This is a genomic window from Sporolactobacillus spathodeae, assembly GCF_016908935.1.
Classification (GTDB): Bacteria; Bacillota; Bacilli; order Bacillales; family Sporolactobacillaceae; genus Sporolactobacillus; species Sporolactobacillus spathodeae.
In genome coordinates, this window is sequence record NZ_JAFBEV010000001.1 from 122,830 (window position 1) to 136,628 (window position 13,799).

The 13,799-nt window shown below is 44.2% G+C and carries 13 protein-coding genes; 10 read left to right on the forward strand and 3 right to left on the reverse strand.

The genetic code is table 11. The features are described from left to right. The first annotated feature begins 135 nt into the window (after positions 1-135). The 5 genes from JOC27_RS00520 to JOC27_RS00540 all read left to right on the forward strand — a co-directional run bounded on the left by JOC27_RS00520 (position 136) and on the right by JOC27_RS00540 (position 5,893). Positions 136-1,416 carry an ABC transporter substrate-binding protein gene (locus JOC27_RS00520; RefSeq protein WP_205005030.1) on the forward strand — a complete coding sequence of 427 codons (1,281 nt, stop codon included), beginning with the start codon at positions 136-138 and terminating at the stop codon, positions 1,414-1,416. 163 nt (positions 1,417-1,579) lie between these two features. Beyond that, positions 1,580-2,440, forward strand: coding sequence for a carbohydrate ABC transporter permease (locus JOC27_RS00525; protein ID WP_205005031.1), 861 nt, complete (start codon positions 1,580-1,582; stop codon positions 2,438-2,440). Continuing rightward, positions 2,440-3,261, forward strand: coding sequence for a carbohydrate ABC transporter permease (locus JOC27_RS00530; protein ID WP_205005032.1), 822 nt, complete (start codon positions 2,440-2,442; stop codon positions 3,259-3,261). Before JOC27_RS00525 ends, JOC27_RS00530 begins: the two co-directional genes overlap by 1 nt. Positions 3,262-3,299: 38 nt before the next feature. Then, positions 3,300-5,000 carry a glycoside hydrolase family 13 protein gene (locus JOC27_RS00535; RefSeq protein ID WP_205005033.1) on the forward strand — a complete coding sequence of 567 codons (1,701 nt, stop codon included), beginning with the start codon at positions 3,300-3,302 and terminating at the stop codon, positions 4,998-5,000. Between the two features lie 35 nt (positions 5,001-5,035). Beyond that, positions 5,036-5,893, forward strand: coding sequence for a helix-turn-helix domain-containing protein (locus JOC27_RS00540; protein ID WP_205005034.1), 858 nt, complete (start codon positions 5,036-5,038; stop codon positions 5,891-5,893). A 117-nt stretch (positions 5,894-6,010) separates the two neighbouring features. Here the strand turns inward: JOC27_RS00540 and JOC27_RS00545 are convergent, their stop codons facing one another. Beyond that, entirely contained in the window at positions 6,011-7,114 is a 1,104-nt protein-coding gene (locus JOC27_RS00545; protein ID WP_205005035.1) for an ABC transporter ATP-binding protein, read from the reverse strand. A 297-nt stretch (positions 7,115-7,411) separates the two neighbouring features. Between JOC27_RS00545 and JOC27_RS00550 the strand changes: the two genes are divergently transcribed. Next, the gene (locus JOC27_RS00550) at positions 7,412-7,738 is read left to right on the forward strand and encodes a metal-sulfur cluster assembly factor (protein WP_205005036.1); all 327 of its coding nucleotides are present in this window, start codon (positions 7,412-7,414) and stop codon (positions 7,736-7,738) included. Positions 7,739-8,021: 283 nt separating this feature from the next. Next, positions 8,022-8,663 (forward strand): NAD(P)-dependent oxidoreductase, encoded by a 642-nt coding sequence (locus tag JOC27_RS00555; RefSeq protein ID WP_205005037.1) that lies wholly within the window; start codon positions 8,022-8,024, stop codon positions 8,661-8,663. A gap of 40 nt (positions 8,664-8,703) precedes the next feature. Here the strand turns inward: JOC27_RS00555 and JOC27_RS00560 are convergent, their stop codons facing one another. Continuing rightward, positions 8,704-8,994 carry a YppG family protein gene (locus tag JOC27_RS00560; RefSeq protein ID WP_205005038.1) on the reverse strand — a complete coding sequence of 97 codons (291 nt, stop codon included), beginning with the start codon at positions 8,992-8,994 and terminating at the stop codon, positions 8,704-8,706. 163 nt (positions 8,995-9,157) lie between these two features. Between JOC27_RS00560 and JOC27_RS00565 the strand changes: the two genes are divergently transcribed. The 3 genes from JOC27_RS00565 (at position 9,158) to JOC27_RS00575 (ending at position 12,522) form a co-directional block, all read left to right on the forward strand. Next, complete coding sequence (locus JOC27_RS00565; RefSeq protein ID WP_205005039.1) at positions 9,158-10,093, forward strand: beta-ketoacyl-ACP synthase III; 936 nt, start codon at positions 9,158-9,160, stop codon at positions 10,091-10,093. A 102-nt stretch (positions 10,094-10,195) separates the two neighbouring features. Further along, on the forward strand, positions 10,196-11,434 hold the full coding sequence (gene fabF / locus JOC27_RS00570) for a beta-ketoacyl-ACP synthase II (protein WP_205005040.1): 1,239 nt from the start codon (positions 10,196-10,198) through the stop codon (positions 11,432-11,434). Positions 11,435-11,778: 344 nt separating this feature from the next. Beyond that, complete coding sequence (locus JOC27_RS00575; protein ID WP_205005041.1) at positions 11,779-12,522, forward strand: DUF3603 family protein; 744 nt, start codon at positions 11,779-11,781, stop codon at positions 12,520-12,522. Between the two features lie 86 nt (positions 12,523-12,608). Here JOC27_RS00575 and trpS read toward each other — a convergent pair whose 3' ends face one another. Next, entirely contained in the window at positions 12,609-13,598 is a 990-nt protein-coding gene (gene trpS, locus JOC27_RS00580) for a tryptophan--tRNA ligase (RefSeq protein ID WP_205005042.1), read from the reverse strand. Positions 13,599-13,799 lie beyond the last annotated feature (201 nt).

Here is a 13,799-nt window from a genome sequence, read left to right on the forward strand (position 1 = left end):
CGGGCTACTGATTGTCGACCGTTACTAGAGCGTGTTACGATAAATATGCGCTTAATGTAAACGCATACATTTAAGTGGCTGACGGTCAAATAGAGAGAAGTGACCATCTGCTAACAGAAAAAGGGGAGTGACGGCATGAAAAAGAAGTGGTTGATGGCAGTTATCAGTTTATTATTGGTTGTTGCGCTGACCGCGTGTTCAGGTTCCGGAAGCTCAGGCAGCAAAAAGGTAACGATTAATATTTTTCAGTATAAAGTAGAGTTTAAAAAGCAATTTAGTCAACTTGCGAAAGAATATGAGAAGACGCACCCGAATGTTACTGTGACGATTACGACTGTCGGTGGCGGCAGTGATTATGGTGCAGCACTTAAATCAAAATTCGCCTCAGGGAATGAACCAACGATCTACAATATAGGTGGTCCTTCTGATGTGAAGGATTGGAAGGGAAAACTCGCCGATCTGTCAGGAACGAAAACAGCAAAACTAGCGCTTCCAGGAACTTTGAATGGTGTGACGGAAGGCAGTAAAGTGTACGGACTTCCGTATAACGAAGAAGGCTACGGCATCCTTTATAACAAAAAGATATTTGCCAAAGCAGGAATCGATCCGGCTTCGATTACTTCGCTTGCGGCTTTGGAAAGTGTATCAAAAAAGTTGAATGATAAAAAAGCGGCTCTTGGGCTTAAAGCCGTCTATGCGCTTCCAGCAAAAGAAACATGGGTAACTGGCTTGCATTCGTCGAATGTCTTTCTCTCACCTGAGTTTAATCAAGATGTGACTAAAGCGTTCAAGTCGAAGACCGTTTCATTTAAATACGGAAAACAATTCAAACAATATCTGGATATTCAGCAGAAATATTCTGTTCAACCGACGGCAAGTCTTGATTATTCAGCACAAGTAGAACAATACTTCTCGAATGGTAAAGTAGCGATGATTCAGCAAGGTGATTGGGTGTCGCCAACCATTATTGGGATCAATAAAAAATTTGAAAACTCTGGCATCGGTCTGCTCCCAATTCCAGTAGACGGGTTTAAGACAGACAGCATTCCTGTTGGTGTGCCAATGTATTGGGCGGTCAATTCAAATAAGAGTGCTCAAGAAATTAAAGCTGCAAAAGATTTTCTGAATTGGATGTACACATCGAACACCGGCAAAAAGATGGTCTTGGAAGACTTCCAATTTATCCCGGCTTACAAAGGCTATGATACATCGAAAATTAAAGATTCATTGGCAAGACAAATTTATGATTATGCCCAAAAGAAGAAAACTATCGGTTGGGTATTCATGGGTTATCCAACAGGTTGGGGCATGAATACGCTCGGTGTGGATATTCAAAAATATACAAGTGGAAAAATGAGTTGGGATGCACTGGTTAAAGATAGCCAGAATGCTTGGAAAACAAGTCGAAATCAATAAAGGCTGAAAATCTGGGGCGAAGCAAATTATTGATTTGCTTCACCCTCTTTTCATATATGAGAAAAAAACAGATTAGAACAAGTGGATACGCCACGACACCTTAAAAAGCACCACGTGTTAAGTCAGGGTAGACACTATCGCGGCTAGGATGGGAGAAATTCAAATGAAAAACAACAATACATGGTTTTGGCTCTTTCTTGCTCCGGTCATGCTCGCATTATTCTTTGTTGTGATACTCCCTTTAATCTTCGGGATATATTATTCGTTTACGGATTGGAATGGAATTATCGCGACACGTTTTGTTGGGATTAAAAATTACATCAATGTTTTTCAAAGTACGACATTCTTGAATGCGCTTTGGTTCACAACAAAATTTGCAGTTGTGGCTATTATCATGGAAAACGTGATTGGACTCGCGCTTGCCATGCTTGTGACACAGAAATTTAAAGGCAGACATTTACTGCGCACGGTGTTTTTCATGCCGAATCTGATCGGCGGTCTGATTCTCGGGTTTATCTGGCAGTTTATTTTTATCAAGGCGTTTGCCGCCGTTGGCAATGTGATTGGCGTATCAGCGCTTGAGTCGTGGCTAGCCACACCAGGAACGGGCTTTTGGGGAATGATTATCCTGATGAGCTGGCAATATGCTGGCTATATTATGGTCATCTATATCGCCTACCTTGAGAATGTCGATCATGAACTGATTGAAGCGGCTGAGATTGACGGGGCGAGTGCTTGGCAACGCTTCTTGCATATTACGATACCGATGATTGCGCCAGCTTTCACGATAAACGTCTTTCTGACATTGTCTAATTCGTTTAAATTATATGATCAGAACCTTTCATTAACCGCAGGCGGTCCCTATGATTCGACTCAAATGCTCGCAATGGATATTTATAATACGGCTTTTAGTCAAAATAATATGGCGCTTGGCCAATCCAAAGCAGTGGTTTTCTTTCTCATTGTTGCCATCATCTCGTTAACACAAGTCTACTATAGCAAGAAACGGGAGGTGGAAGTTTAATGAAGAACAAACACATGTCGATTCGAATGATTCAAGTGGTGTCATTCTTACTCGGTATTATCTGGTTGTTACCCTTTTATTTAATGGTCGTCAATTCTTTGAAAACTAAAAAGGATATTTTTGTTAACACATTGGGCTTTCCAAACCCATTTTCTGCTTCTAATTATCCCGACGCCATGCAACAACTGGATTTTTTGAAATCACTGACGAATTCAGTATTGATTACGATTGTCAGCGTTAGCATCATCATTATCTTTTCATCGATGGCTGCCTACGCGCTCGTACGGACAAAGAAAAAAATCAGCGGGATTATTTTCCTGATTTTTGCATCTGCTATGCTTATCCCCTTTCAGTCGGTCATGATACCGCTCGTTTCGATATTTGGTAAAGTCCATATGCTCAACCGAATTGGGATTATCTTCATGTATCTTGGGTTCGGATCCAGTCTCTCTATCTTCCTCTACCATGGATCGCTGAAGTCGATTCCAACCGCATTAGACGAAGCGGCTCGTATCGATGGTTGCAACCGTTGGCAGACCTTTTGGTATGTTATTTTTCCAATGTTGAAACCGATCACGGTAACGGTTGCAATTCTGAACGCCATTTGGATTTGGAACGACTATTTGCTTCCATCGCTTGTCATCAATGCACCGGACACGCAGACGATACCGCTGAAAATGTTCTATTTCTTTGGCGAGTATACGAAACAATGGAATTTGGCACTTGCTGGGTTGACCATTTCTATTTTGCCAATAATTATCTTCTATTTCTTTGCGCAGAAGCAAATTATTAAAGGAATGACTGAAGGATCGGTGAAGTAGCATAATAGGAAATTGTTCTCGAGAAGGGAAGAATATCAATGCGTGATTGGTGGAAAAAAGCTGTTATTTATCAAGTCTATCCGCGTAGTTTTAAAGATTCTGACGGGGATGGTTTCGGCGATCTGAACGGTATTCTACAGAAGTTAGACTACTTGGCCGAATTAGGTGTTGACGCCATTTGGCTGAGCCCAGTCTATCAGTCGCCGCAAAAAGATAATGGCTACGATATTAGCGATTATCGGATGATTGACCCAAAGTTCGGCACGAACGAAGACATGTTTCACCTGATCAAAGAAGCACATATTAGAAAGATAAAGGTGATTATGGATCTTGTGGTGAATCACACCTCTGATCAGCATCAATGGTTTCAGGAAAGCCGGAAAGCTAAGGATAACCCATATCGCGATTATTACTTCTGGAGAGATCCGAAGACAGATGGATCAGAACCGAACAATTGGGGCTCCTATTTCTCAGGCTCCGCTTGGACACTGGATCAGCAAACGGGTCAATACTATTTGCATTACTTCGCGAAAGAGCAGCCTGATCTCAACTGGGAAAATGAAGAAGTCCGTCAACAAGTCTACCGCATCATGCGCTTTTGGATGGACAAGGGGGTTGATGGCTGGCGAATGGACGTGATTGGCGGGATTTCGAAATTTCTTGACTTTCCTGATTACCCGGCAACTGGTGATCAAAGATATGTACTTGGCAAGTGGCATGCCAACGGACCGCGACTTCATGAGTTTATTCAGGAAATGAATCGTGAAGTCCTATCACAATATCCGTGTATGACGGTCGGTGAAGCCAATGGCTCAGATATTGACGCAGCGAAAAAGTATACGGATCCGAGGCGCAAAGAGCTGAATATGATTTTTAGCTTTGCGCATATGAGTGTAGATATCCAGCAGGGAACGCCTGCTGGAAAATGGGCATTACGCCCTTTTCAATTAGTGAGATTAAAAAAAGTGCTAGCAAAATGGCAGGAGGCATTGGCTGATCACGGCTGGAACACGCTTTACTTCGAAAACCATGATCAGGGTCGAGTGATCTCGCGGTTTGGCAATGACACGACCTATCGAGTGCCGTGCGCCAAGGCTTTTGCGACAATCCTTCACGGCTTAAAAGGGACACCATTTATTTATCAAGGTGAAGAGATTGGTATGGTCAATTGTCATTATGATTTAAAGGATTATAATGACCTTGAAATTCACAATGCTTACAATGAATTGGTCATCGAAAATAAAGTCCTGTCAAAAGAGGCGTTTCGTCACGCGGTCGAACGGATCGGGCGGGATAACGCACGGACGCCAATGCAATGGAACAAAAATAAGCAAGCCGGGTTTTCTGATGGACAATCCTGGCTTAAAGTGAATCCACGTTATAAAGAAATTAATGTGGAACAGGCCTTACAGGATACGGATTCGATTTTCTATTACTATAAGCAGCTAATCCAGCTACGGCACAGCCTTGATATTTTTACGGAGGGTGACTTTCAACTGTTTCTCCCTGACGATCCCCAATTATTTGTTTATACACGTACGACAAACACGGAAGCGCTGCTAATTTTGGCGAATATCAGTGAGGAGCCTGCAGTCTATTCCGGTATGGAGGGCGAGTGGCACCTGCTATTAAGCAATTTACCAGGAACGGCTGATACCCCTTCAAAACAGCAGTTGCGTCCGTATGAAGCGGCTATTTACCTTCAGAGAAAACCAACCATTTTGAGACACAATTATTGATGGATTTGTCTGTAAAGGAAGCGAGGCCTGTGTCGATGAATATTCAAAAGTTAAAACAGCTTTATCCAGAAATGATTGTTCAGAATAGGCCTTTTACCCCTAATAAGGGTTCGTTTTATTTTCAAAATGATGCGTATTATTTCGCTATTTCATCCAATCAATTGACTGATCGGGAGCGTGTTTTGTTACACGGGCTATTTCAGCAAGAACGTGTTCCTGCCTGTTCTGAAAAATCCCATGGTTGGTATAATTATCTTTTCCTTGATAAACCGCTACCGGATTACATGATACAGCAACAGTTGCGATTTACTTTCTTTAGGCTACAGTCGTCGATTGAACAGCATATCTTAACTGAATGGCGGCGAGCATTAGCGTCTTTTTTTCCATCTTCAGCAGTCTTTATCTATTTATCACTAAATAGTGGCATAATCATTGAGCAGGATAGAATGATCAATGCTGAGGAGTTATTGGCGATTGCCAATACATTAGAAAGTGATTTTTCGGTCACCTGCCGTTTTCAGATCGGACTCCGTTATCGAACAGCTTCACATTTTCGTGAAGCATATAAAGAAGAGAGTCGAATGTTCGACGAACAAGTTTTCGTCGGGTCAAAAGTCATTTCTGTTGAATCGCGTTATTTTCAATGGATACAAGCGACGATTAAGGATTCAGCGATTCTGGCAGAAATCAACAAAGCGATTCGACAAGACAGACTTTGGCGGCCGATCATTCAAGCGCTTTGGGAAGCGCAAGGAACGATTAGTCTAGCTGCAAAAAAACTCTCTCTACACCGGAATACGCTTCAATATCGCATCGATAAATTTCATGAGGAAACAGGAATTTCTTTGAGACGAATGGACGGTCTAACGCTCGCTTATCTAGCAACCCTTTAATTAAGCGGCAGCTCAATCGGATTCATTCATAGTTTTTTTCCAGCACAGAGATCAATAAGTACACAAAAAAGAGGATGCCTCAAGGTCTGAAAAGTGACTGTTGCGGCATCCTCTTTCTTAGTCAACTGTTAGTGATTGCTTGCTCTCCGGATCGAAGAAATGCGCTTTATTCAGATTAAAGCTAAGCTTCACCTGTTCCTGCGGATGGTAGTCGGTTCGCGCATCAACACGGGCAATAAATTGATTGGTACCCATTGTGCAATGAAGCATGAATTCTGCACCGGTCAACTCGGCAATTATGATTTTCGCGCTGACGACGCTATCTGAATTCGATTCGACAACGACAGGCTCATCATGCATATCCTCAGGCCGAATGCCCATCACAACCTGTTTTCCAATAAAAGACTTGTTGCGTAGGAGTTTTAATCGACCTTCAGGTAATTTCAGATCAATGCCATCACCTCTGAAACGTTCCCCTTCGATCCGTCCGTTGAAGAAATTCATTGGCGGGGAACCGATGAATCCGCCAACAAATAAGTTGACGGGATAGTCATAAACATTTTTAGGTGTACCAACTTGTTGAATGACACCATCCTTCATGACAACAATCCTGTCAGCCATGGTCATCGCTTCTGTCTGATCATGTGTGACATAAATCATCGTTGCCTGAAGGCGTTGATGAAGCTTGCCAATTTCTGAACGCATCTGCACACGGAGTTTGGCATCCAGATTGGAGAGCGGTTCATCCATCAGAAATACTTTGGCATCTCGGACAATAGCCCGCCCAAGTGCAACGCGCTGCCTTTGTCCACCGGACAATGCTTTTGGCTTGCGATTGAGATAGTCTTTTATTCCAAGTATCTCAGCTGCTTGTTCGACACGCTTGTTAATCGCCTCTTTTGAGAATTTGCGTAGTTTTAATCCAAAAGCCATATTATCAAAGACGGTCATATGCGGGTAGAGCGCATAGTTCTGGAAGACCATGGCGATATCGCGATCCTTTGGTGCGACATCATTCATCTTTTTTCCATCAATAGAGAGATCCCCTTTGGAAATTTCTTCAAGACCAGCTATCATTCGAAGCGTCGTTGACTTACCGCAGCCAGAAGGGCCAACGAAAACGATGAACTCTTTGTCGGCAATGTTCAGATTAAAGTCTTTGACTGCAGTGACCTGATTGTCATAGATTTTATAAATATGTTTGAGCTGCAATTCTGCCATAACCTGTTCACTTCCTTCATTAATATATAATTATTTTAAAGCAAACGTTTACATAAAGGGTAGGGCAGAATGACAGCATCATTTGGTATTTTTTTGTGCACTTTGTACAAAAATTAAAACACGATGGCAGCAGGCTATTTTTACATGTGAATTCAAAACAGATGAAATGAAAGGATAAATCGAGTACAATAATACTATCCAAAGAACGGGCGCGCAAAATGAAGGATATGTATCGGATATCCATTCGGGTTTACGTCCCATCCGACGGATAAATCCAATGGAAGGGGGGGATTTTTAGTGTCTGAAGAAGTATCTGAAGAATTGAAGGACCGGGTGCTTGAGGCGCTGGAAGAAGTCATTGACCCGGAACTTGGAGTTGACATTGTAAATCTTGGACTCGTTTACGGCGTTGATATAGATGAAGATAAGAACGTGGTTGTCACCATGACGCTAACTTTTATGGGGTGTCCGCTTTCCGCTACTTTGTCCAATGAAGTGAAGCAGTCGCTCTCTCAGATTGAAGAATTGAATGAAACCGAGGTCAATTTTGTCTGGGATCCGCCGTGGACAAAGGAGCGGATGTCGCGGTATGCGCGAATCGCTCTAGGAATTTCAGATGATTGAATCTCCAGTCCTTGAACCTTTCCTGATCAGTCAGGAAGGGTTTTTTAAATAATAGCTATCTTAAATTTACTATTGTTATTCGGACCAAAAAGCAATGTGTGATGGCGCCTGTGGCGAGCAAGCGACCGGAGCGCAATTGATGCAAAAAAACTCAATGAAGTCAAGCTTCTCTGATAGATATATCAAGAACAAATGAACAAATCCTCACATATATTATCCATTGCTGACTAGATCATCCACCAAGTTCATAAGCTGATAGAAGGAGAAAATGCGGAGGTGGATGATGAGACACGCACTTGTTTTTGGCGGCTTGTCCTCTTGCGGCTACCGGATCACAGAGACTTTATTGAACCGTGGAACAACGGTGTATACATTAAGTTCCGCACTCACTGCTGCAGAACGGGAATTGGAAGAAGAGCGTTCGCTCTTTTTCGGCAGAAACGCGCTTTTCCATCGTGCAGAGAAAGCAACAACGATACCTCGGGCCGAGATCGTTTACCTGTTGGATATGCTTCGGGCCGATCCGAAAGCGCAACTCCAATTGGAAGCGAGAATGGCAGCGGTATTTGAACAAGCAGACCGACTGGCTACCCGTTTTTTCTTCTATCTGTCCTCGACGGCGATATACGGTGGAAGGACACCGGATCTTCGTCAGCAAGTATTACCAGAGACACCGGAAGGTTTTATGACCAATCAAATGGAACTTTTTTTTATTGAGCACGTAAAGAATGTCAGGCCAGAAAAAGCCATTATTTTTAGGACGGATCAAGCTACCGAGAAAAGTGACGATCAAGTCTGTAGATTTGCGGCCCAGCTGCCTGACGCCTCGTTCAGCGGAATTGAAGTCGTTCATTTTTTTACAAATCAACCGAAGGCATCGGCAATGAATCAAAAAATTGTACAGCTTATCGGTGAGCATGCATAAGGGCAAAAAAAGGAGGGCGTTTGTCCCTCCAGAAGGTCAACTATCTTTGAAAGAATTTCAGAAGTGGTGAGAGCTGTTTGATTGCCGGTGCTGTCTGATTAATGACCGAAACGAGTTGCGTGGCCCCGTTAACGACTTTGCTAACATCAAAATGTCCGTTCTGATCCAGAAACGGTTTCATCATGTTTGGCTGCTGCGGCATCGGTGGCTGAATGCTGTTGTTCGGGTGAAATCCCTGTGGTGGTTGAACGGGTGGCATCTGAGACCCGAACATCATGTATGAAAAGGGATCGTAAATCGAATCGCGTGGGTTTTGCCCAGGCTGAACCATTGTTTTCCCTCCCCCCTGACAGAACTGATCTAGGATTACTACCATTTTATTCGGCCGTTGCCATTTGGTGCCGAAAAGGCTTGTTGGACAAAAGATGCTCGTTGTATTAATATTAGTACCAGTTCATTATATATACTGTTATATTTTGAGAGGGGATTTGCGGATGTCCGCAGGAATACTGGGAATGGGTAAATTCGTTCCCGAACGCGTACTCACTAATTTTGATTTGGAAAAAATGATGGATACCTCGGATGAATGGATTCGCACGCGCACGGGCATCGAGGCACGGCATATCGCCGATGATACGGTGGATACCTCGGATATGGCCTTTGCAGCGGCTCAGAATGCCATTAAAAACGCCGGACTGACAATTGACGATATTGACATGATTCTTGTTGCAACGATTACGCCAGATCAGCCATTTCCATCTATTGCCTGCATGCTTCAGGATCGTTTGGGCGCACGCCACATTCCTGCAATGGATATAAGTGCTGCATGCTCCGGTTTCATTTATGGTGTTGTTACTGCAAAACAATTCGTTGATACAAAGGCTTATGAACATATTTTGGTTGTTGGTGTCGAGAAGTTATCTAAGATTACGGATTGGAAAGATCGGGCGACGGCCGTTTTATTCGGTGATGGTGCTGCGGCTGCTGTTGTTGGTCCGGTCTCTGAAGGCAAAGGGATTTTGTCCTATGAACTTGGCGCTGATGGTAGCGGTGGAAAGAGCTTGTATCAAGAGGGCAGTCTGATTCGGATGAATGGTCGTGAAGTCTTTAAATTCGCAGTTCGACAGATGGGCGAGTCAGCGGTCAATGTCGTTGAAAAAGCAGGACTTACGAAAGATGATATTGATTATCTGATTCCGCATCAAGCGAATATTCGCATTATGGAAGCGTCACGTGAACGGCTTGGCATTCCTGAAGAAAAAATGATCAAAACGATACAGAAATATGGGAATACATCAGCTTCGTCGATACCGCTTGCACTTGCTGATTCACTCGAGAATGGACTGATTAAAGACGGGGACGTTCTTGTCATGGTCGGTTTCGGAGGCGGGCTGACTTGGGGCGCTCTAACGATCCGTTGGGGACGTTAATACGGTTCAACTGCCTTTCTTTGTGTGAGGAACGAAAATTAATTATAATGAAGAAATCATCTAGTTTTTTTCAGAACCAAGTTGTGTAAAGGAGAGAATTTAATGAAACGAAGAGTCGTAGTTACCGGACTTGGAGCCGTGACACCGCTTGGCAATGATGTGAAAACGACATGGGCCAACGCGATTGCCGGAAAGTCAGGGATTGGTGCCGTCACACGAGTCAATCCAGATGATTTTCGTGCAAAAGTTGCCGGTGAGGTCAAGGACTTTAATCCGACTGATTTTATTGATCATAAAGAAGCGCTCCGCATGGATCGTTTTGCTCAGTTTGCTGTCGCGGCAGCCAAAATGGCGATTAAAGATGCAGGTTTTACAATTGATGAGACAAATGCAGAACGTACGGGTGCATGGGTCGGTTCAGGAATCGGCGGCATGGAAACCTACGAAAAAGAATTACGCACGGCGCTTGAAAAGGGATGGCGGCGCGTTAGCCCGTTTTTCGTGCCAATGATGATTCCGGATATGGCTTCCGGACAAATCTCGATTCTACTTGGCACCAAGGGAATTAATGCCTGCTCGGTTTCCGCTTGCGCAACGGGAACCGACTCGATTGGCAACGCTTTTCGAGCGATTCAATGCGGTGAAAATGACGCGATCATCTGCGGCGGCAGCGAAGCACCGTTGACCAATATGTCATTTGCTGGTTTCTCCTCCGCACGTGCGCTATCGACAAATCCTGATCCAAAAACGGCATGCCGTCCTTTTGATAAAAATCGTGATGGATTTGTCATGGGTGAAGGTGCTGGTGTTCTGCTCCTTGAAGATTTGGAATCGGCGAAGAATAGAGGCGCTCATATCATTGCTGAGCTTGTTGGTTACGGCGTAACGAGTGATGCGTTCCACGTGACTCGTCCGGATCCAAATGGCAGCGGCGCCGTCCGAGCGATGCAGAATGCGCTCAAAGATGCTAGCCTGACCCCTGATCAGGTCGATTATATCAATGCCCACGGGACAAGCACAGAAGCCAATGATTCGATGGAAACTGAAGCGGTGAAGACAGTTTTCGGTAAGCATGCTTATGATGTGGCGATTAGTTCGACAAAATCAATGACCGGGCATTTGCTAGGTGCTTCAGGCGGTATTGAAGCGATTTTTGCAATTAAGGCGATTGAAGACGGTGTTGTGCCGCCAACCATCAACTATCAGACACCGGATGAAGCCTGCGATTTGAATTATGTGCCAAACGAAGCGATAAAGAAGGATGTAACTATCTCAATAAGCAATTCCTTCGGTTTTGGCGGTCATAACGCCACTGTTGTATTTAAAAAATATCAAGACTAATTAGATATAGTATTTTGCGAGAGCGGGAGGCATGCCTCCCGCTCTTTTTAATACGTTAAGAAAGATTTTTGTACAAAAATGGAGCGTGGTGCGCTGATGCCTTGCGGGAAAAGTGAGCCAAGTGAGACCCCGCAGATTCTCGCTTGTCTGAGGAGACGCGCGGTGCCCGCAGCAAGCGAGCAGCCGGAACGCAATTTTTACAAATAAACTTGGCTATCCAAAGTTTTTCTTAAGATGATAATTTGATCCGATGATGCTGATCAGAAGCTCCGCCAGATGTGGAATAAATTTCTTATTTGCTGTCCATAATGTTTTCAAAGAATAAATGAGGGGACGAAGCATTCATGGAGATTATCAGTGATGTCTGGGTCAATTGGTTTGAAGGTGAAGAAAATGGGTACAATGTCTGTGCATTTTATGAATGGCGCAAACATGATTTTATTGAACTGCTCGATCAAGTGCCGCTGATAAAGATCGATCATGCTTTATTTGATTCTATTGAGAATGATCTGCAGGATCTTCCTCAGGAATTGCTCAAAGATGTTCGCAACCGGAGTGTTATCTGCAAGAATAATCAACGTGAAATTATAGAATATTGTTTTATCGCGACCGATGGCATGCGTTGCATCGCTGCCGATACATTGGGCTATGCGATTCCTGTCCGCAAAAGCCGCTTGATTCCGCGCCAAGAAAGCATTGTGCTGGAGAAGGCGGAAAAAATGCTTGCTGAAAAATATCCTATGCCTGTGACTCAAAAAAAAGCTTATCATTTGCTTTCACTTAGCCCTGACTTAATGATTGGGCTGACGCGGCGGGAACGACAGCTGAAACAACTGCTTTTTATGGCACTGGACCAGCTGCATACGACAGGTAGTGTTGAAGAGATGCGCTATTGGTTTACGGAGTGGTTTCCAACCCGCTATGAAGAAAGCAGACATATGACGTTTGACGAAGCGTGGCACGAGCTGATCAGTGGAATGAGCGCGGGTTGGTCTGAACGTCATGCAAGTATTTGCGAACGAATGATAAAAGGCCAGTCTTATTTTGAAAAACTATGGGAACTCGAACACGGACCGAAAGTACAATAAAGCTTTTAACACGTAAAAGGAAAGCCGCCGGACGCATTTGTCGGGCGGCTTTCGATAGTATGTAGCCTCTTTTTATTAGTGTCTAGTCAGCGATTGGCGCGGCCAATGCCGAGTGCTTTTTCTGCGGCTTTCAGCGTTTTCTTTGCAATTTCATACGCTTTCTCTGCGCCTTCATCCAATATTTGATCCAGTTCAGGTGATCCAATTAACTGTTGATAGCGTTCCTGAATCGGTTTCAGGGTAGCGACAACAGCTTCGGCAACATCGGCTTTAAACGCACCGTAGCCTTTTCCTTCATAAGCGGTTGTCAATTCGTCAATTGAACGACCGGTGCAGAGTGAGAAAATATCGAGCAGATTAGAGACACCAGGTTTGCTTTCGCGATCGTAGCGAATCGACGCTTCAGTGTCGGTCGTTGCGGCTTTGATCTTTTTGATAATATCTTTCTCACTATCCAAAGTGAAAATTGTTGCTTTACGATTGGAATCAGACTTACTCATTTTCTTAGTCGGTTCCGCAAGTGACATGATTCGAGCGCCAACGGGCGGGATATAAGGTTCCGGCAGGGTAAATACTTCGCCGTACTTCTTATTGAAGCGTTCTGCGAGATCACGCGTCAGTTCCATATGTTGCTTCTGATCAGCGCCGACTGGAACGAGCTCGGTCTGATAGAGCAGAATATCGGCAGCCATCAGCGGCGGATAGGTGAGCAGACCAGCAGGAATGGCCTGTTTGCCTTTCGATTTATCTTTAAACTGTGTCATTCGCTCCAGTTCACCCATTGTGCTCGTGCATTGCATGATCCAGCCGAGTTGCGCGTGACAAGGCACTTCAGACTGAATGAATAGGATCGACCGTTTCGGATCAATGCCGATCGCCAGATACAGTGCCGCAAGGTTATGGATATTCTTTTGAATTTCCGCCGGATCTTGTGGAACCGTAATTGCGTGTTCATCAACGATACAATAGATACATTCATTGCCCTCCTGAAGCGCAGCGAAATTACGCATGGCGCCTAAATAATTGCCAAGTGTCGGGATTGACGTCGGCTGTACACCTGAAAAAATTCGTGACATAACTCTTCCACCTCTCTGTTTTCGTTCGTACGCATTAAAAAAGTGTATAAAAAAAAGCCCTTCATCCAAAAGGGACGAATAGACCGCGGTGCCACCCTCATTGTTTCCGTCACTCGGACGTAAACAGCTCAGCTCCGACTGAATGCGATTCAGCCGGTCCCGCTATAACGGGCGGAACCCGTCTCTCCTACTTCTTCGAAT

Coding starts and splice junctions, on each gene's coding strand:
- JOC27_RS00525 (WP_205005031.1), top strand. CDS start 1,580: ATGAAAAACAACAATACATGGTTTTGGCTCTTTCTTGCTCCGGTCATG.
- JOC27_RS00545 (WP_205005035.1), bottom strand. CDS start 7,114: ATGGCAGAATTGCAGCTCAAACATATTTATAAAATCTATGACAATCAG.
- JOC27_RS00540 (WP_205005034.1), top strand. CDS start 5,036: ATGAATATTCAAAAGTTAAAACAGCTTTATCCAGAAATGATTGTTCAG.
- JOC27_RS00575 (WP_205005041.1), top strand. CDS start 11,779: ATGGAGATTATCAGTGATGTCTGGGTCAATTGGTTTGAAGGTGAAGAA.
- fabF (WP_205005040.1), top strand. CDS start 10,196: ATGAAACGAAGAGTCGTAGTTACCGGACTTGGAGCCGTGACACCGCTT.
- JOC27_RS00560 (WP_205005038.1), bottom strand. CDS start 8,994: ATGGTTCAGCCTGGGCAAAACCCACGCGATTCGATTTACGATCCCTTT.
- JOC27_RS00565 (WP_205005039.1), top strand. CDS start 9,158: ATGTCCGCAGGAATACTGGGAATGGGTAAATTCGTTCCCGAACGCGTA.
- JOC27_RS00535 (WP_205005033.1), top strand. CDS start 3,300: ATGCGTGATTGGTGGAAAAAAGCTGTTATTTATCAAGTCTATCCGCGT.
- JOC27_RS00530 (WP_205005032.1), top strand. CDS start 2,440: ATGAAGAACAAACACATGTCGATTCGAATGATTCAAGTGGTGTCATTC.
- JOC27_RS00520 (WP_205005030.1), top strand. CDS start 136: ATGAAAAAGAAGTGGTTGATGGCAGTTATCAGTTTATTATTGGTTGTT.
- trpS (WP_205005042.1), bottom strand. CDS start 13,598: ATGTCACGAATTTTTTCAGGTGTACAGCCGACGTCAATCCCGACACTT.
- JOC27_RS00555 (WP_205005037.1), top strand. CDS start 8,022: ATGAGACACGCACTTGTTTTTGGCGGCTTGTCCTCTTGCGGCTACCGG.